Genomic DNA, 18,427 nt, shown 5'->3' on the forward strand with positions numbered 1-18,427 from the left:
CGATTCCGACCCTTTGGAATTCAACCGGTGGATGCGCACTTGAGCACCCGTGCTTCGCGACGCGCCTCGGCTTGGAATGTCGGTTTGTCCGCGATCAGATAGACATCGACCGCAGAGATGGGTCCGCTGCGGAGCAGCACCAACGATTCGGGAAAGAAGCCTTGCAACGTGGCCGCAGTTTTCAGCGCATTCCCGGATATTGCGATGACCACCTGCGGAGCTTTGCCGCCACCGGTCTTCGTGAGCTGCTGCTGATCGATGCCGCTGGGCGCGGCCTTATCTCCGACCTTGAACACGGTCATCCCGGCGTTTTTCAACTGCTGCGAGGTGCTTGCGGCCAATCCGCTGACCGACGTCGAATTGTAAACCGTCAACTTGACCTCGGCCGGCGCCACCGGATCTTGGGCATCTGTGGGGCAACTCAGGGCCGTCGCTTTTGCTGCGGGAAGCATTTTTCCGAGTCCCAGCCCGAGGCCTGCCGACAGCAACGCGCCGATCAGGGCTGCCCCTGAGAGGAACAGGAGGAATTGCCGGGCTGCAACGGCGCCGTCATGTTTTTCCTCCAGCTCCGCAGTGCTTTCCGTCGGGCTCATCGCCGTACCGCCGGCCCGGTCTGAGCCATTCCCGGCTGGTCCGGGGCGGACCCATCGCGAATCGAGCCGAGCAGTTTCCGAGCCTGCTCGATGGCATCCCGGGCACGCTCGCCGGCTCCCTGGACCGCGCCGACCAAGACCGTCGGCCGGCCGTCCACGGTAGCCTTTGCGGCGAACAGGAACACCCCGCGGGCCTGATTGCTGGTTCCGGTCTTCAGCCCGATCACGCCGTTGCTGCCGAGCAACGAGTTGGTGTTCTGCACCGGTCCGTAGCCTTCGATGTCGAAACTGGTCCGGGCCACCAGATCCGCGATCACCGGAGAGTCCATGGCGGCGGATGCCAGCAGGGCCAAGTCGTGCGCGGTGCTGGTGGTCGAAGGATCGAAGCCGCTGGCGTCGAGGCCGACCGTGGTCGATCCAAGGTTCAACTCGGTGACTCTTTGCTGCGCCACAGCGCGGTATTTCGCCAGACTGCCGAAGGCCCAGACGGCCAGCGTGTCCGCGATGTTGTTGGCCGAAGGCAGGAGCATTGCCGCCAAAGCCTCGCGCAGCGTCAATCGCATGCCCGAGTAGACCGGAAGGACTGAACCGTCGATTTGCCGGTACGCCTCGTACCGTTTCACATCGGAGGAATCCAGGTCGATCGACGGACCGGGTTCCCCCGAGCCGATCGGATGCTCCGCCAGCAGGGTCAGCGCGGTGATGATTTTGGCGGCGCTGGCGATCGGTGCCGGCCTTTGGCCGCTCTGGTTGAGCAGCGGAGCGTCGCCGCCCTGTTGCATGATGCTTGCGGCGGCAGTCGGCCAGTCGAGCATGCGACCCCACGATTGGCCCGAAGCTGCCGGGCCTGCGCCGACCGCCGCAGCATTCGGGCCATCGCCGCTCGCGGCCGGGCCCGGAGCGCAGGCCGCGAGTGCGGCGATGAGTACGCCGGCCAGCAGGCTCTGGAGTGGAATCCGGATTTTCATGCTTCCACGCTATGGAGCGGATTTCCGAGTTGTGCTTCAGCCGGGTAACCGTTGTGAAACAGCTGGTGCCGGCTACTCTTCGGCGTCTCCGGCAAAAGGCAGTTCCACCGTGAAGACGGTCCGTCCCGGGCTGCTCTGCACCTGGACTGAACCGCCCAGGAGCGCGGTGTTCTCCGCGACCAGGGCCAGGCCCAGGCCGGTACCGCCGCGGCTGCGCGACTGATCGGATTTGAAGAACCGGTCGAAGAGCAAGGGAAGGTCATCGGCGGCGATGCCGGTGCCGTGGTCGATGACCTCGAGCCGCAACCGGCTTTCCGTGGCGTCGAGCACGACGTCGACCGGGGCGCCGCCATGGCTCAGCGCGTTGCCGATCAGGTTCGCCGCGATCACGTCGAAGCGCCGGGCATCCAGGCGGACCCGCAGTTCTTCGGCCGCCGAGATGGAAACCTGCGGCCAACCGCGTTCGGCGATCAACAGGCCGAGCCGTTCGACGGCGTCGAACCCAACCGGCTGCAAGGCGATCTGACCGGCGTCGAAGCGCGAAATCTCCAGCAGGTCCTCGGTGAGTTTCGCGAGCCGCCGGGCCGCCGAGGCGGTGACCCGGCCGGCTTGGGCCAGCTGCTCCGGGGCCGTTGCGGGATTGTCCAAGGTGTCCGCAGCGGCGACCATGGCGGCGGTCGGCGTGCGCAGTTCGTGCGATACGTCGGCGACGAAGCGGCGGGCCCGTTTTTCGGATTCGGTGAGCTCGGCGACGGTCCGGTGCAGCTGGCCGGAGGTGTGGTTGAAGCTGTCGATCAAGCCGCCGAGTTCGCGGACTCCGCTGGCCCTGAGCCGGACCGGGGTCGGCGACCGGCCGAACCGGTCCACGGCGCGGCGCAGCGCGGTGATCGGCCGGAGCACCTGCCGGCAGAGCAGCACGCCGACGAAGGCCGCTGCGACGCCGACCGAAAGCGTCAGCAGCGCGGTCTGCGTGGTGAGCCCGTTGATCTGTTGTTCTTGTTTGTTCAACGGGTAGCTCGCGTAGACCAGCACCGGATAGCTCGCCACGGTGCCGGCCCCGGTGTAGAACTGAATTTCTTTGGCCTGGGCGACGCTGAACGCGGCGGAACCGCCGTCCCGGGTCCGAAGGTACAGTGGTTGGTTGCCCGGAACCGACGCCGCACGGATGCTCTCCGGAACCGCGTCGGGGCTGAGATTGCCGACGAATTGGCTGGTTCCCGGGATTTCCGCGCCCATCGGCCCGCGGAGTTGGTTTCGAATCCCGTCCAAGATGAATTGGGCCCGGTTCGGCGTGTCGTTCAGGTAGGGGTCGCCGATTTCGTTCGGCAACTCGGCGAACATCCGGTTGAAATCACCAATCAGGCGGTTTTGTTCCGCCTCGAGGATGTTGTCGCGCGCGGACCAGGTGGTGACCGCGCCGGTGGCTCCGGCCGAGATCGCTGCGATCAGCGCGAAGCCCAGCGCCAGGCGGAAGCCCAGGCTGCTGAGCAATCTGCGCAGAAAAGTCATTTTTTCGTGTCGAAGCGGTATCCGAAACCGCGGACCGTGACGATGATTTCCGGGCGGGAAGGTTGGTCTTCGATCTTGCTGCGCAGGCGTTGCACCGAGGCGTCGACCATCCGGGATTCCAAAAGGTATTCCGTGCCCCAGACGCTGCGCAGCAATTGTTCCCGGCTCTGCACCTGGCCCGGGTGTTTGGAGAGCTCGAGCAACAGCCGGATTTCGGTCGGCGAGAGCTGCAGCGGTTCGCCGTTCTTGCTCACTTGCAGGGCGTCCCGATCGATCCGCAAGCTGCCGAATTTCTCGATCGCCGGCTGTTCCGGAACGGGTTCCACGGTTCCGCGCCGCAGCACTGCCCGGATCCGGGCGTCCAGGATCGCCGGTTCCACGGGCTTGACCACATAGTCGTCGGCTCCGGCCTCCAGGCCAAGCACCACATCCGTGTCATCGCCGCGCGCGGTCATCATGATGATCGGGACGGTGCTGTATTGCCGGATCATCCGGCAGATCTGCACGCCGTCCAAGTCCGGCAGCATCAAGTCGAGGATCAGCAGGTCCGGCGGGTTGTCGCTGCGTGCGGCAGCCTCGCCTTCGGCGCCCAGGAAGCAGCCGTCCACGCTGTGCCCGCGCTGGCTCAAGGCCAGCCGGAAGGCCGCATTGATGTCAGGATCGTCTTCCACGATCAGGATCTTGGCCACGGTGATGTCTCCTTGCCGGCGCGTCGGAGGGCAGCGAACCCCTTGGCATAAACGGTAACCCAAGGTGCGTCGTCGACTTATCGCGATTGCCGGAGATATCCGCCAAAAACCAGGCGAACCCGGCAACAGCCGGCGCAGACTGTGACCGGTTTAAAGCATTCGCAGCCGTGCGGACCGCAGCCATCGCCCGGAAACCGGCGGTTACTCCGCTGCGCCCGGCTCCCGCTTCGCCGATCTGATCTGTTCGACCTTTGCGGTCCGGGAACGGATCAATTCGCCGCGCGGACCACCTCCGGAACCGTAGTCAGGCGGACCGAAGAAGCCCAATGCGGTGTACTGCAATCGCCAGAAGAACCGGTAGCCGAAGCTCAGTCCGTCCTTCTGCTTGAGTAGTTCTTTGACGGTCTCGTCCATTGCGGTGGCCTTTCCCCCGGGGCGCGAACCTCCATTGTCCCAGGCGGCTCCGGGAAACGCCTACCGAAGCTGGGTCAGGAACCCGCCGGCCGTAAGCGCAGCCCCTGCATGCCGCCGTCGACGGCGAGTGAGGTTCCGCTGGTTGAGCCGGAGCGCGGGCTGGCCAGGTAAGCGACGGCTCCAGCGACCTCTTCCGCGGTGACCAGCCTGCCGGAGGGTTGCCGGGCGTTCAACGCGGCCCGCTCGGCCTCCGGGTCGTCGGCTTTGCTGAGCAGGTTCCCGATCCACGGCGTGTCCGCGGTGCCCGGATTGACGCAGTTGACTCGGATGCCTTCACGCAGATGGTCCGCGGCCATGGCCAGGGTCAGCGACAGCACGGCGCCCTTGGACGCGCTGTAGAGCGCCCGCTGCGGCAATCCAGCGGTGGCTGCGATGGAGCAGGTGTTCACGATCGCGGCCGACGGCGACTTCCGCAGCCAGGGCAGCGCGGCGCGGCTGAGCCGGACCATGCCGAGCACGTTGATGTCCCAGACCCGGTGCCATTCGTCGTCGGGGTTGTCTTCGACCGTGCCCTGGGCGCCGATGCCGGCATTGTTGGCCAGAATATCCAGCCGGCCGAAGCGTTCGGTGACTGCGGCGACCGCGGCCCGGACCGAAGCATCGTCGGAGACGTCGCAGCGCACGCCGAACTGGCCTTCCGGCAGGTCGGCGGCGCGCAAATCCAGCACTACGACCTGCGCACCCAGGGATTGCAGGCGGGCGGCAATCGCGGCGCCAATTCCGGAAGCGCCGCCGCTGACAGCGGCTACCAATCCCTGCATTTCGCCGGGTGCATTTCCAGCGCTGGCCGGATCGATGGTTACGGTACTCATTTCTGCTCCTTGCCTAGGCTTCCGACGACGTCCGTGGCGATCCGGCCCGGTAGAACTCCTGCCGCATCCGGCCGAGACCTTCGATTTCCATTTCCACCACATCGCCGGTTTGCAGGTACGGGAAACGCCCGGAGAGGGCCACGCCTTCCGGCGTGCCGGTCAAGACCACATCGCCGGGTTCCAGCGACATGTACTGGCTCGCGTGGTGCACCAGGGTGGGCACGTCGAAAATCATGTCCGCAGTGTTGGAATCCTGCCTCGGCTCGCCGTTGACCCAACTGCGCAGGCGCAGATTGCCGACGTCGAGCTCATCCGCCGGGACGAACCATGGGCCCAGCGGGGTCGAGGCCGGCAGGGATTTCCCTTTGGTCCACTGACCGGCTTCGCCGGGGATCTGGTACTCCCGTTCGGAAAGGTCATTGGCCACCAAGTACCCGGCGACGGCGGCCATCGCCTCGTCGGTCGAGGCGGCATAGCTGAGCGGCGAACCGATCACCACGCCCAGTTCCACCTCCCAGTCGTACTTCTGCGCCAGAGGCGGGATCGGTGCGGCATCGAAAGGACCGGCCGCAGTATTCGCCGGCTTGAGGAAAAGCACGGGGATCTGCGGCGGCCGGGCTCCGGATTCGGCAGCGTGCGCCACGTAGTTCATGCCGACGCAGACGATGCTGCCCGGCCGGGGGATCGGACTGCCGAGCCGGACCGCAGCGGGGTCCGAAGCCGATTGCGGCAGGGTTCCGTCGGCCAGGGCGGCCCGGATCCGGGCCAGGGCCGCAGGCGTGAAGGCTGGTTCGCCGTCGGCCAGAACCGTGCTCGCCGCCCAGAGCCGTTCGGCGCCGGAGCGGTCCGGGGCCAGCACCGCCCAAGACTCGTCGCCGGGGGGACCAATCCGCAGAAGTTTCATCGCTGCTTTCTTGACGTTTCGTAAGGTCGGAAGTTTTCCGTGCTTTTGAGCACGATACTACCCGTCTACCCATGATTGACAAGCTATACATCGGATGTTTAGTGTGAGTGGAATCACAACCACCCCGGGAGCCCAGTTTTGAGCCGAATCATTGCCCTCGACATATCCGACGTCCGATTTCCCACGTCCAGAGATCTGGACGGTTCCGATGCCATGAACGCCGACCCCGACTATTCGGCGGCCTATCTGCGGATCCGCACCGATGCCGCGGACGGGCTCGAGGGGCACGGCTTCGTGTTCACGATCGGCCGGGGCAACGAAGTCGAAGCGGCGGCCATCGCCGCGCTTTCACCGATGCTGCTGGAGCGCGAAGTCGAGCCGATGCTCGATGACATGGGCGCCGTCTGGCGCGAATTCGTGCATGATTCGCAGCTGCGTTGGCTGGGCCCGGAAAAGGGCGTGATGCACATGGCGATTGGTGCGGTGGTCAATGCCTTGTGGGACTTGAAGGCCAAGCGTGCCGGCCTGCCGTTGTGGCAGTTGCTGTCCAGGATGAGCCCCGAAGAACTCGTGGGGCTGGTCGATTTCCGCTATCTCAGCGATGCGCTCACCCCGGAAGAAGCGCTGCAGATCCTGCGGGCCGCCGAACCCGGGCGGGCGGAACGGGAGCAGCGGTTGGTCGCCGAGGGCTATCCGGGCTACACCACGACGCCGGGTTGGCTGGGCTACTCCGATGAGAAACTGGTCCGGCTGGCCCGCGAGGCAGTTGCCGACGGCTATGCGCAGATCAAGCTCAAGGTCGGCGCCGATGTCGACGACGACGTCCGCCGGCTCCGGCTCGCCCGGGAAACGGTCGGACCGGACATCCGGATCGCGGTGGACGCGAACCAGCGCTGGGACGTCGCCGAAGCGATCGAATGGGTGAAACGGCTGGCCCCCTTCGACATCGCCTGGGTCGAGGAGCCGACCAGCCCCGACGACATCTTGGGCCATGCCGCGATTGCGCGGGGGATCGCGCCGATCCCGGTGGCCACCGGAGAACACGTGCAGAACCGCATCGTGTTCAAGCAGATGCTGCAGGCGCAGTCGCTGCAGATCTTGCAAATCGATGCGACCCGGGTGGCCGGGGTCAACGAAAACATCGCGATTCTGCTGCTTGCCGCCAAGTTCCAGGTCCCGGTCTGCCCGCACGCCGGAGGCGTCGGCCTCTGCGAAGCGGTGCAGCACCTGTCGATGTTCGATTTCGTCGCGGTGTCCGGCAGCAAAACTGATCGGATGATCGAGGCGGTGACCCACCTGCACGAGCATTTCGTGACCCCGATCGAGCTCCGGGCCGGCAACTACTGGCCGCCGCAGGCACCCGGTGCCGGAACCGAGATGAAGCGCGACTCGCTCGAACAGTTCAGCTATCCGGATGGTCCAGTGTGGCGTGAGGCCGTGTTCCAGAACGTCTGGTCATGACTGAGAAGCTGCTGCGGATCAGCGGGGTCAGCAAGAGCTTCCCGGGCGTCCGGGCGTTGTCCAAGATGCATTTGGACCTCAACGGCGGCGAGGTATTGGCCCTGGTCGGCGAAAACGGCGCGGGCAAGTCGACCCTGATGAAGCTGCTCTCCGGAATCTACACTCCGGACGAAGGCGGCTTCGAGATCTCCGGCCGTGCCGAGCTGATTTCGGATACCAAACGGGCGAAGGAACTGGGCATCGGGATCATCCACCAGGAATTCAATCTGATGCCGGATCTGACCGTGGCACAGAACATCTTCATCGGAACCGAGCCCCGGCGGGCCGGCTTGTTCCTGAGCGAACGGGCCTTGAACCGACAGGCCCAGGAGCTGTTCGACCGGATCAAGATCGACCTGGATCCGCGCCAACCGGTGCGCGAGCTCACGGTTGCCAAGCAGCAGATGGTGGAAATCGCCAAGGCGCTGGCCGGGGAATCCAAAATCCTGATCATGGACGAGCCCACGGCGGCGCTCAACGATGCCGAGGTGGCAGTCCTGCACGGACTGATCCGCGACTTCGTGCAGCCGGGAACCGGAGTGATCTACATTTCGCACCGGATGGAGGAGCTCAAAGCGATTTCCGACCGGATCACGGTGATCCGGGACGGCGAATACATCGACACCCTGAACACCGCGCAGACCTCCGTGCCCGAGGTGATCGCCCTGATGGTCGGGCGGCAGATCGCGGTCGAGCAGCGGCCGCAGACGACGCCGGTCGCTGCGGAGACGGTGCTGAAAGTCTCCGGGCTGTGCACCCGGGCCCGGGGCAGCGCCGGCCAAGGCTCGAAGAACTTTCTGCAGGATGTGGACTTCGAACTGCACCGGGGCGAAATCCTGGGTTTCGCGGGCCTGATGGGGGCCGGGCGCACGGAGGTGGCCCGGGCCATCGTGGGCGCGGACAAAATGGCTGCCGGGACCATCGAGCTGCACGGCCGTCCGGTGAGCATCGCGAATCCGGCCGCCGCCGCCGCTCTGGGCATTGGGTACCTTTCCGAAGACCGCAAGCATTTGGGCCTGATGCTCGAGCGTGATGTCAAAGACAACATCGTGCTCAGCTCGCTCAAGAAATTCAGCCGTGCCGGCTTCCTGGGCAATGGGGGCATGAAGCAGGCGAGCGAGTCGTATGTGCAGAAGCTGCGGATCAAAACGCCGTCCATCGACCAGGCGGTGAAGAACCTCTCCGGCGGCAACCAGCAGAAGGTCGTGATCGCCAAATGGCTGGTCCGGGATTGCGAGATCCTGATCTTCGACGAACCCACCCGGGGCATCGACGTGGGCGCCAAAGAGGAGATCTATGCGCTGCTCAACCAACTCGCCGCGGACGGCAAGTCGATCATCATGATTTCGTCCGAACTGCCGGAGGTTTTGCGGCTGAGCCATCGGATCGCAGTCATGGCCGAGGGGCGGATCGCGGGATTTTTGGACAATGAACAGGCGAACCAGGAAAACATCATGGAGTTGGCCACACGGACACTCGAGCCGCAGGGTTCGGCGAAGGGAACACGATGACGCTTTTGCAACAGAACCGCGCGGCCGATGCGGTGCGCGAGGTCAAGCGCAGTGCCCGGGCGGCCAAGTTGCGGGCCAGCCTCCAGCAGCTTCTGGCGTTCGCCAGCCTGTTGGCCTTGGTGATCTTTTTCGCCGTGGCCAGCGACAAGTTCTACCAGTCGGCGAACTTGTCCAACATCCTGCTCTCCACCGTGGTGACCGGAATCCTGGCTTTGGGCACCACCTTCGTGATCATCACCGGCGGCATCGACTTGTCCATCGGCACCGGGATGACCTTGTGCGCCGTGATGACCGCGGTCTTCATGACGAACCTGGGCCTGCCGATGATCCTGGGCGTTCTGGGCGGGATCCTCTTCGGCGCCCTGATCGGCTGCGTGAACGGGTTGTTCGTCGCGCTGCTGAAGATCCCGCCGTTCATCGCCACGTTGGCGATGATGATGGTGGCCGCCGGCCTGGCTTTGGTGATTTCCGGGACCAAACCGATTTACACCAGCGGAGTCGAGGGGTTCCAAACGATCTTCGCGTTGGGCAAATCGATTCCGGGGCTGATCATCCCGAATGCGGTGTTCATCCTGTTCGCAGCCGCGATCGTGGCCGGCCTGCTGCTGGGCAAGACGGTCCTGGGCCGTTACACCTACTCGATCGGCAGCAACGAGGAAGCAACCCGGCTCTCCGGAGTGAACGTCACCAAATGGAAGATCATCATCTATACCGTGGCCGGTTGCTTCACCGGCCTGGCCGGGGTGGTTGCCGCCGCCCGGTTGAACTCGGCACAGCCCGCCGGAGGCATGGGCTTGGAACTGCAGGCGATTGCCGCCGTCGTGATCGGGGGCACGTCACTGCAAGGCGGCAAGGGCTCGATCCTGGGCACCGTGATCGGCGCGCTGATCATGTCGGTGCTCACCAACGGCTTGAGCATCATGTCGATTCCGCAGGAATGGCAGAACGTCGCGGTGGGGGTCGTGATTCTGCTTGCCGTCTACTTGGACATCCTGCGCCGGAAACAAACCGGCAGGGCCACTTGAGGCTGCTGCCCGCACTCGCACCGAATCCGCACCTTATGAGAACGCGTCATCTGAGAACAAGGGAGTTTTAACGATGGAAAGACGACAATTCATGGCCTTCGGTTTGGCCGCCGTCGCCGCAGTGTCCCTGGCCGCCTGCGATACCGCGCAGCCCAGTGGCGGCGCATCGTCCGGGGGCAAGGCCTATATCGCGATCGTCTCGAAGGGCTTCCAGCACCAATTCTGGCAGTCGGTCAAGCAGGGGGCGGAAAAGGCCGCCGCCGAGTTCGACGTGGACATCTCGTTCGAGGGTCCGGACAAAGAGACCAACGTCCAGCAACAGATGGACCAACTGGGCAATGCGATGGCGAAGAACCCGCAGGCGTTGGCACTGGCGGCGTTGGACAGCAAGGCCGCCGAGGGCGTGCTGCAGGATGCCAAAAACCGCAAGATTCCGGTGATCGCCTTCGACTCGGGCGTGGATTCGAGCATCCCGGTGGCCACCGCGTCCACGGACAACAAGGCAGCGGCCGCGGAGGCAGCCACGAACCTGGCCCGGCTGATCGGCAACTCGGGCAAGATCGCGATCATCGGGCACTCGCAGACCGCGACCTCGGGCACCGACCGGCGGGATGGATTCGTCGACTGGCTCAAGGCCAACGCGCCGGGGATCAGCATTGCGGACATCCAGTACGCCGACGGCGACCAGCTCAAATCCACGGATGCCGCGAAGAACATCCTGTCCGCGAATCCGGACCTCAAAGGGATGTACGGGACGAATGAAGGCGCCGCGATCGGGGTGGTCAACGCGGTGCAGGAACTCAGCCTTTCCGGAAAAATCACCGTGGTGGGCTTCGACTCCGGCAAAGCGCAGATCGACGCGATCAGGTCCGGATTGATGGCCGGCGCGGTGACCCAGAACCCGGTGGGCATCGGTTATGAGACGGTCAAGGCCGCGGTGGCGGCGATCAAGGGCGAAACCGTGCAAAAGGTGATCGACACCGGATTCTACTGGTACGACAAAACGAACATCGACGACCCCAAGATCGCCGCGAACCTTTACCAGTAGGCTCGGGAAAGCAGCCCGGACACCAGCAGAAGGAAGATCATGATCGAGCACGCCCCTTGGTTCACCGAAGCACGGTTCGGCATGTTCGTGCACTGGGGGCTGTACGCGCTGCCGGCCCGGCATGAATGGGTGATGACCCGGGAACAGACGTCAACCGAGGAGTACCAAAAGTACCAGCGCCACTTCGACCCGGACCTTTACGACCCGCGTGAATGGGCGCAGGCCGCCAAGCGGGCCGGAATGAAATACGTGGTGCTGACCACCAAGCACCACGAAGGGTTCTGCCTCTGGGACTCGGCCCTGACCGACTACCAGGCGGCCAAGACGCCGGCCGGCCGGGACCTGCTGGCCGAATACGTCGACGCGGTTCGGGCCGCCGGACTGAAGGTCGGTTTCTACCATTCGCTGATCGACTGGCATCACCTGGACTTCCCGATCGACGGGCATCACCCGTTGCGCAACCACCTGGATGCCGCTGCGCTCAACGCCTCCCGGGAAATCAGCCGCTACCGGGACTATTTGCACGGCCAAGTCCGGGAATTGCTGAGCAACTACGGTCGGATCGACTATCTGTTCTTCGACTTCTCCTACGGTTTGGCCTCCTACCCCGAGGGGCACCCGGACCATGTCTGGGGCGGCAAGGGCAGCGACGCTTGGGGATCGACGGAGCTCCTGGCTCTGGTCCGCGAGCTCCAGCCGGAGATCGTGGTCAATGACCGGCTGGAAATCCCGGGAGACTTCGTGACCCCGGAACAGTACCAGCCGGCTGGCCCGATGGTCGACGACGAGGGCCGGCCTCTGGTCTGGGAAGCCTGCCAGACGCTCAATGGGAGCTGGGGCTACGACCGGGACAACGACGACTACAAGAGCGTGCCGATGCTGATCCGGATGCTCGTCGACGGAGTGGCCAAAGGCGGGAACATGCTGCTCAATGTCGGTCCGACCGGGCGAGGCAATCTGGATCCTCGGGCGATCGGCTCGTTGCAGGGCATCGGGGACTGGATGGCTTTGCACGCCCGCTCGATCTACGGAGCGGGCCCGTCGGAATTCCGCCCGCCGGCAGACGCCCGGTACACCCAGCGCGGGGACCGGCTGTACCTGCACTTGTTCGCCTGGCCCTTCGAACATGTGCACCTTCCGGGGCTGGACGGCAAAGTCGACTATGCGCAACTGCTCCACGACGCCTCCGAGGTCGCGATGCACGGCGTGGTCGAAGGAATCGGTGCGCAGAACACCATGCCGGGTTCGCAACCGGCCGGCACCCTGACCCTTCGGTTGCCGGTGAAGCAGCCGGGCGTGGCGGTTCCGGTGATTGAGATTTTCCTCAAGGAGGGCCAGTGAGGCCGGGCGGAACCGTGGACCTCGCGGCTGCCCGCTGGGGCACCTTGGGTTTCGGCGCGGCCGGAATCGGGAATCTCTACCGGGCGATGGACGACGCCGTCGCCGCGGCGACGGTGGAGGCCGCCTGGCAGGGCGGAGTGCGGTATTTCGACACCGCGCCGCACTACGGACTCGGGCTTTCGGAACTGAGGCTGGGCGCAGCCTTGGCCGGGAAGCCGCGCGAGGCGTTCCTGCTGTCGAGCAAAGTGGGGCGGCTCCTGGTGCCCCATCCCGCACCGACCCCGGATGATCTGGCGGATGGGTTCGATGTCCCCGGAGATCTGGCCCGGCAGTGGGACCCGACCGAGTCCGGGGTGCGGCGAAGCATCGAGGGGTCATTGCAGCGATTGGGTGTGGACCGGATCGACATCGCCTACCTGCACGACCCGGACGAATACGACCTCGAAGCCGGGATCACCGAAGCTTTGCCGGCATTGGCCAGGCTCCGCGACGAGGGCGTGGTGCGGGCGATCGGGGTGGGCACCAACTCGGCCGAGGCCGCTGCCGAATGCGTCCGCCGCGGGGATCTGGACCTGGTCATGCTGGCCGGCCGCTACACCCTGTTGGAGCAGCCAGCGCTCACCGAGCTATTGCCGCTCTGCCTGGAGCGCGGCGTCGGAGTGGTCAACGTCGGAGTGTACAACTCGGGCCTGCTGGCCCGGAACACGGTACCCGATGATGCGCATTACAACTACGCCCAGGCACCGCCGGAAGTGGTCGCAAGGGCCCGGCAGATCGCCGCGGTCTGCAACGAGTTCGACGTCGCCCTGCCGGCGGCCGCGCTCGCCTTCAGCCTGCGGCACCCGGCGGTGCAGGCCGTCGTCGTCGGCGCTTCGAGTCCGGAGCAGATGCAGCAGAACCTGGACCGGGCCGCGGACGCGATCCCGGAGGAACTGTGGTCGGCTTTGGCCGAACGCGGGCTGATTCCCGGGTAGCGCCGAGTCCGTCGGTTCGGCCCGGGTTCAGGCTTGCGGTTCTTCGATGGCCTTGCGCAGCCAGGTCTCGACGCCGCTGATGTGCGCGGTGACCAGTGCTTTGGCGAGTTCGGCGTCGCCGCGCTCCAGAGCGTCGGCGATGGAGGCGTGTTCGCTGAGCGTGCGGGCGGCCGCACCTTCCTGGGTCAAGCCGCGCCAGATCCTGGCCCGGATGGTGCTGCTGGACATGCTCTCCAACAAGCTCATCAGATAGTTGTTGCCGCTGGCCCGGTTGACCAGCTGGTGGAATTTCAGATCGTGCTCCACCAGGTCTTCGACCGAGGTTTCGCCGGCCGTCACCGAGGCGATATTCGCCCGGAGCTCGGCAATGCCCTCCGCGGTCATGTTCCCGGCGGCCAGACCGGCGGCGGCCGGCTCGAGCATCCTGCGCACCGCGAAGATCTCCAAGACGGTGCTGTCCCGGTGCAGGTCGACCACGAAGGAAATCGCCTCGTTGAGCAGTTGCGGTTCCAAGCTGGTGACGTAAGTCCCGTCGCCTCTCCGCACGTCCAGAACCCGGACGATCTCCAGTGCCTTGACTGCTTCCCGGAGTGAGCTGCGGGAAAGGCCCAGTTTTTCGCTCAGCTCCTTCTCCGGCGGCAGGCGGTCCCCGGCGGAGAGCTCGCCGGCCAGGATCATGTCTTTGATTTTGTTCATCGCTTCATCGGTCAGGGCCATGTGCAAATTCTATTCATCAGATCAATCCACAGCTGACGCTGCGGGGCGCGTCTGCAAAATCTCCCCTGCGGTGGGGCAGAATGGCAAGGTCAGCGGTTTGGAAGAACGGAATCGGCATGAGCAGCGGCGAACAAGCAGCAGAGTCCCGCGACGGACGTCCCGAGGGTGGATCCGGGCCGGAGCCCGCGAAGCCGGGCAAAGGCAGATCGTGGCGCTGGTTGAAAGAGATCGCGATCGTCGTGGTGATCGCTGTGGCGCTTTCCTTCGTGGTCAAGACCTTCCTGTTCCGGCCGTTTTTCATCCCGTCCCCGTCCATGGAGCAAACCCTGCTGGTCGGGGATCGGATCTTTGCCAACCAGATCGGCCCGAACTTCACCGGTTATCAGCGCGGCGACATTGTGGTGTTCAAGGACACCCAAGGCTGGCTGCCGCAAGAAACGGAGCCGGCGCCGAACATCGTCGAAAGCGCGTTGGTGTTCATCGGCCTGGCGCCTGACCCGTCCAACGACTACTTGATCAAGCGGATCATCGGGGTGCCCGGTGACCGGGTGAGCTGCTGCGATGCGCAGGGCCGGATTTCGATCAATGGAAAAGCCGTGGACGAGAGCTATGCGGTGCCGACACCGCCCGAGGCTTTGGTGCCGTTCGACGTGCAGGTACCGGCCGACGAGTACTGGGTGATGGGCGACAACCGCCCGGATTCCGCGGATTCCCGATTCCACCCGGATGCGCCTTTGAAGGGATTCATCGCGCGCAAAGACATCGTGGGCACCGCTTCGGTGATCGCTTGGCCGCTCAATCGGATCCGGGTGCTGGGAACCGACAAAGCCGACTACTGAGTTCGGTCCCGGAACCGGCCGGTTCTTCGGCGAGTCCGTGCCCCGAGTCCGCCCACCGTGCTCGGCCAGAACCAGGCCGGCGAATGGAATCTCTCCACGATCTCGAAAGTGGGCTGGTACGAATACATCGCCCAGTACACCTTCGGTTCCGACGGCAGCATCAAACCGTTGCTCGGGGCTACCGGGGACCTCTCGCCGGTAGATTACACCGATGCGAAGCACGGTTCGGCGATCGGCAAAGGCGAGTCCGACCATGCTGCAAGCCATTCGCACAATGTGGTCTGGAGCGTGCATTGGGGCCTCGGCAACGGGACGCAGAAAGTGGAACAGTACGACGCTGCGCCCACCGGGCAGAACGGATCCAAATCTCCGATTGTGGAGGGTAAGTTCACGCCGATCGATACCGCGGCGACGGCGAAGAAGGCGGATCGGCGCTGGTGGGGCGTCATCGCACCGGATTCGCTCAACGACGACGGCCGGCCGATTTCCTATGAGATCAAACTGGCGGCGAGCGACTCCTTCACTTTTGTGCAGGACCAGCACGAACATGGCGGAGACACCGGCTACGACGTCGCTTTCACCAACTCGAAGGACTGCCAAGTCTTCGCCACCGGCAATCGCGGCAGCTGCGGTGACGGGGTCCTCGATTACGTGGCTCACGCGAAAGGCGAGGCTTTGAGCGATGTAGTCTCCTGGGTCGCCGTCGGATTCCACCATGTGCCGCGCGACGAAGACCAGTCGCCGATGGAACTGCATTGGCAGGGTTTCTACCTGGGGCCGCGCGGACTGCTGGCCCAGCGGCCCGATATCCCGGAGGAGCGAAAAGACCTCAACGGGAAGCCCACCCATTGGGAGGGCGAAGACGTCGGCTCCCTGGTGGAACCCGGAGGCCAGTAAGCCGAGAGGAGCAACGCGCCGTCGGCCTCGGCTGAGCCCAGGTCCGATGACGATGCTGCCACTCGGGTGCAGTTGAGCAGGGTGTTCGGGTTCGATACCCCGCTCAACTGCACCCGAGTGGCGACCAGTTGCGTTTATTGCAGGAACCCGCGCAGCAGGGCTTCGGTGCCGGCCAGGTGTTCCGCCATCGCGGCTTTGGCGCGAGCGGCGTCGCCGCCTAGGATCGCGGCAAGAATCACCCGGTGCTGTTCGTTCGAGTGGTTGAGGTTGGCCGGCAGGAACGGGATCCGTTCCAACAGTTTGTTGGTCTGTGCCCTGGACTCGGCGACGGCGGCCGCCAGGCTGGGGCTGCCGGAGAGTTCCGCGATGATCAGATGAAACCGTGAATCCAGCAGGCGGTACTCATCGGCGCCGGCTTGCAGCAACTTTTCATGCGCGGTCTGCAGGCTCTGCCGCTCCCGGGCGCTCAAATCCGCCCGGGCGGTCAGTTCGGCGGCTCCGGGTTCGACGACGGAGCGGAAGCGGACCGCGTCCAGGAGCTCCGCGTTGCTGGTGGGCTGTTCGCTGGCCGCTTTCGGTGGATTCCCGGTGACTACTGCGCCCCCGTAGCGTCCGCGCCGGATGACCAGGTGGCCGGATTCCTGCAGGGCAGAAAGTGCATCGCGCAGGGTCGATCGGGAGACGCCCAGGCGTTCGGCCAGGTCGCGTTCCGAAGGCAGCCGGGAGCCCGGTGGAAAGACGCCCAGGCGGATTGCGTGCAGCAGTGATGCCAGGGTTTCCTCGAAGGCATTCCCGGTTCGCGCCGGGCGCAGCAAGCTGATCCCGACGAGTTCGCCATTGGTATCAAAATGGCCCATGTCTTCCTGGTCCGCGCTCATCAGCCCAGTTTAGGCCAGTTCTCCCGAGCAGCCGCGGAATCTGGTTTTCCGGCGCGATTGGCTGCCCGAAAGGTCAAGGAAGGCCGAGTCTTTCCGGAATCGGATGGCCGGCATCCCTTGACGCTGCGGGAAAAATCAAACACACTAACGTATGGACTGATAACAGACCATTGGCTGATGCGGTTGGGGGAAACCGACGGGCCAGGCTCGCAAAATTCCGAAAAGCACGCGGCGTCGCCCGTGCCGAGGTGAGATGAGGGGCTCGATGGCCAAGCAGCACATCGCTTACAACCGGCTGGGCGAGGACTATCTGCAGCAACGGCAGCTCAAAAAGGGCGCGGCAGGCTGGCTGCTCCTGGTGGGCTTGGGGGTCGCCTATGTCATTTCCGGTGACTTCTCCGGCTGGAACTACGGCCTGGCCCAGGGCGGCTGGGGTGGCTTGCTGATCGCCTTCGTGCTGATGGGCATCATGTACACCTGCATGGTGCTGGGCCTGGCCGAAATGGCTTCGGCGATCCCGACCACGGGAGCCGGCTATGGCTTCGCGCGGCGCGCGCTCGGCCCGCTCGGCGGCTTTGCCACCGGGATGGCGGTGCTGATCGAATACGCGGTGGCGCCGGCGGCGATCGCCACCTTCATTGGGGGTTATATCGAGGCGCTCGGTCTGTTCGGCATCACCAATTCCTGGCCGGTGTATCTGGTGGCTTATCTGGTGTTCATCGGGATCCACCTGCGTGGCGTGGGCGAGGCGCTCAAGCTCATTTTCGGCATCACCGTCGTGGCGGTGATCGCGTTGCTGGCCACCGTCGTCGGGCTGTTCCCGTACTTCTCCTTCGACAAGCTCTTCGACCTCGTTCCGGACAGCGCCGTAGGCACTGCGAGCGCTTTTTTGCCGATGGGGATTTCCGGCGCCGTGGCGGCCCTGGTGTACGGAATCTGGTTCTTCCTGGCGGTCGAAGGCGTGCCGCTCGCCGCCGAAGAGTCGGCGAATCCCAAGCGGGATCTGCCCCGCGGCATCATCGGAGCCATGCTGTTGCTCCTGGTGTTCGGTGCGTTGATGCTGTTCCTGGTGCCCGGAGCCGCCGGATCCGCGGCGATCAGCACCTCGGACAATCCATTGCCGGAGGCGTTGCGGATCGCCGCGGGCGGAAACAGCTGGCTGGCCGACTTCGTCAACTACGCCGGCCTGGCGGGCCTGGTGGCCAGCTTTTTCTCCATCGTCTACGCCTACTCGCGGCAGTTGTTCGCTTTGTCGCGCGCCGGCTATCTGCCGCGATGGCTCTCGCTGACCGGGAAACGACGGACGCCCTGGGTCGCGTTGCTGGTGCCCGGGACCATCGGCTTCATTCTGGCCGCAACGACCCAGAACGGCGCCTTGTTGATCAATATCGCCGTATTCGGGGCCACGGTTTCCTATGTGCTGTTGAATCTGAGCCACATCGTGCTGCGACGCAGGGAGCCGGACCTGGAACGCGGTTACCGCACTCCGGGCGGGGTGCTGACCACCGGCGTCGCCTTGGTCCTGGCCTTCGTGGCGATGATCGCGACGTTCTTCGTCGACATCCTGGCCGCTTCGATCACCGCCGCGGTGTTCCTGGTGGCCATCGGCTACTTCTGGTTCTACTCCCGGCACCGCTTGGTGTCCAACGCGCCGGAGGAGGAATTCGCAGCAATCGAGCAGGCGGAATCGGAACTGAACTGAACCGGCGACGAAGCCGAATCCACGACCACAAGCCAGAACAGGGGAA

Annotated in this window: 18 protein-coding genes; 9 read left to right on the forward strand and 9 right to left on the reverse strand. The window is 64.8% G+C overall.

The genetic code is table 11. The features are described 5' to 3' along the window. Positions 1-20: 20 nt before the first annotated feature. The 7 genes from JOE69_RS10705 to JOE69_RS10735 all read right to left on the reverse strand — a co-directional run bounded on the left by JOE69_RS10705 (position 21) and on the right by JOE69_RS10735 (position 5,949). Positions 21-593, reverse strand: coding sequence for a LytR C-terminal domain-containing protein (locus tag JOE69_RS10705; RefSeq protein WP_309798577.1), 573 nt, complete (start codon positions 591-593; stop codon positions 21-23). Next, positions 590-1,561: a D-alanyl-D-alanine carboxypeptidase family protein gene (locus JOE69_RS10710; protein ID WP_309798579.1), complete on the reverse strand. Its 972-nt coding sequence runs from the start codon at positions 1,559-1,561 to the stop codon at positions 590-592. The genes JOE69_RS10705 and JOE69_RS10710 overlap by 4 nt, the downstream gene beginning before the upstream one ends. A 72-nt stretch (positions 1,562-1,633) precedes the next feature. Further along, the gene (locus tag JOE69_RS10715) at positions 1,634-3,070 is read right to left on the reverse strand and encodes a sensor histidine kinase (protein ID WP_309798581.1); all 1,437 of its coding nucleotides are present in this window, start codon (positions 3,068-3,070) and stop codon (positions 1,634-1,636) included. Beyond that, complete coding sequence (locus JOE69_RS10720) at positions 3,067-3,759, reverse strand: response regulator (RefSeq protein WP_296364765.1); 693 nt, start codon at positions 3,757-3,759, stop codon at positions 3,067-3,069. The genes JOE69_RS10715 and JOE69_RS10720 overlap by 4 nt, the downstream gene beginning before the upstream one ends. Positions 3,760-3,960: 201 nt before the next feature. After that, positions 3,961-4,173: a hypothetical protein gene (locus tag JOE69_RS10725; RefSeq protein WP_296364763.1), complete on the reverse strand. Its 213-nt coding sequence runs from the start codon at positions 4,171-4,173 to the stop codon at positions 3,961-3,963. A gap of 74 nt (positions 4,174-4,247) precedes the next feature. Next, a complete protein-coding gene (locus JOE69_RS10730) occupies positions 4,248-5,045 on the reverse strand; it encodes an SDR family NAD(P)-dependent oxidoreductase (RefSeq protein ID WP_309798584.1) in 798 nt (265 codons plus the stop codon). A gap of 13 nt (positions 5,046-5,058) precedes the next feature. Further along, positions 5,059-5,949, reverse strand: a complete 891-nt coding sequence (locus tag JOE69_RS10735) for a fumarylacetoacetate hydrolase family protein (protein ID WP_309798586.1) — start codon at positions 5,947-5,949, stop codon at positions 5,059-5,061. A 138-nt stretch (positions 5,950-6,087) separates the two neighbouring features. On the opposite strand from JOE69_RS10735, the gene JOE69_RS10740 reads away from it, so the two are divergent. From JOE69_RS10740 to JOE69_RS10765, 6 genes are all read left to right on the forward strand, one after another. After that, positions 6,088-7,410, forward strand: a complete 1,323-nt coding sequence (locus tag JOE69_RS10740; protein ID WP_309798589.1) for an enolase C-terminal domain-like protein — start codon at positions 6,088-6,090, stop codon at positions 7,408-7,410. Next, positions 7,407-8,960: a sugar ABC transporter ATP-binding protein gene (locus JOE69_RS10745; protein WP_296364756.1), complete on the forward strand. Its 1,554-nt coding sequence runs from the start codon at positions 7,407-7,409 to the stop codon at positions 8,958-8,960. Before JOE69_RS10740 ends, JOE69_RS10745 begins: the two co-directional genes overlap by 4 nt. Next, a complete protein-coding gene (locus JOE69_RS10750) occupies positions 8,957-9,985 on the forward strand; it encodes an ABC transporter permease (RefSeq protein ID WP_296364754.1) in 1,029 nt (342 codons plus the stop codon). The genes JOE69_RS10745 and JOE69_RS10750 overlap by 4 nt, the downstream gene beginning before the upstream one ends. A gap of 73 nt (positions 9,986-10,058) precedes the next feature. Beyond that, positions 10,059-11,033 carry an ABC transporter substrate-binding protein gene (locus JOE69_RS10755; RefSeq protein ID WP_309798591.1) on the forward strand — a complete coding sequence of 325 codons (975 nt, stop codon included), beginning with the start codon at positions 10,059-10,061 and terminating at the stop codon, positions 11,031-11,033. 39 nt (positions 11,034-11,072) lie between these two features. Beyond that, complete coding sequence (locus JOE69_RS10760) at positions 11,073-12,374, forward strand: alpha-L-fucosidase (protein WP_309798593.1); 1,302 nt, start codon at positions 11,073-11,075, stop codon at positions 12,372-12,374. Further along, a complete protein-coding gene (locus JOE69_RS10765) occupies positions 12,371-13,348 on the forward strand; it encodes an aldo/keto reductase (RefSeq protein ID WP_309798595.1) in 978 nt (325 codons plus the stop codon). The genes JOE69_RS10760 and JOE69_RS10765 overlap by 4 nt, the downstream gene beginning before the upstream one ends. 27 nt (positions 13,349-13,375) lie before the next feature. Here the strand turns inward: JOE69_RS10765 and JOE69_RS10770 are convergent, their stop codons facing one another. Beyond that, positions 13,376-14,065: a FadR/GntR family transcriptional regulator gene (locus JOE69_RS10770; protein WP_296364747.1), complete on the reverse strand. Its 690-nt coding sequence runs from the start codon at positions 14,063-14,065 to the stop codon at positions 13,376-13,378. 116 nt (positions 14,066-14,181) lie between these two features. On the opposite strand from JOE69_RS10770, the gene lepB reads away from it, so the two are divergent. Next, entirely contained in the window at positions 14,182-14,904 is a 723-nt protein-coding gene (lepB, locus tag JOE69_RS10775) for a signal peptidase I (RefSeq protein ID WP_309798599.1), read from the forward strand. Between the two features lie 57 nt (positions 14,905-14,961). Further along, positions 14,962-15,801 (forward strand): copper amine oxidase, encoded by an 840-nt coding sequence (locus JOE69_RS10780; protein WP_309798601.1) that lies wholly within the window; start codon positions 14,962-14,964, stop codon positions 15,799-15,801. A 134-nt stretch (positions 15,802-15,935) separates the two neighbouring features. Here the strand turns inward: JOE69_RS10780 and JOE69_RS10785 are convergent, their stop codons facing one another. Further along, entirely contained in the window at positions 15,936-16,679 is a 744-nt protein-coding gene (locus JOE69_RS10785; protein ID WP_309798603.1) for a FadR/GntR family transcriptional regulator, read from the reverse strand. 265 nt (positions 16,680-16,944) lie between these two features. Here JOE69_RS10785 and eat point away from each other — a divergent pair, with 265 nt between their 5' ends. Beyond that, positions 16,945-18,381 (forward strand): ethanolamine permease, encoded by a 1,437-nt coding sequence (gene eat, locus JOE69_RS10790; RefSeq protein ID WP_309798606.1) that lies wholly within the window; start codon positions 16,945-16,947, stop codon positions 18,379-18,381. Positions 18,382-18,427: the final 46 nt, after the last annotated feature.

This window comes from Arthrobacter russicus (genome assembly GCF_031454135.1).
Classification (GTDB): Bacteria; Actinomycetota; Actinomycetes; order Actinomycetales; family Micrococcaceae; genus Renibacterium; species Renibacterium russicum.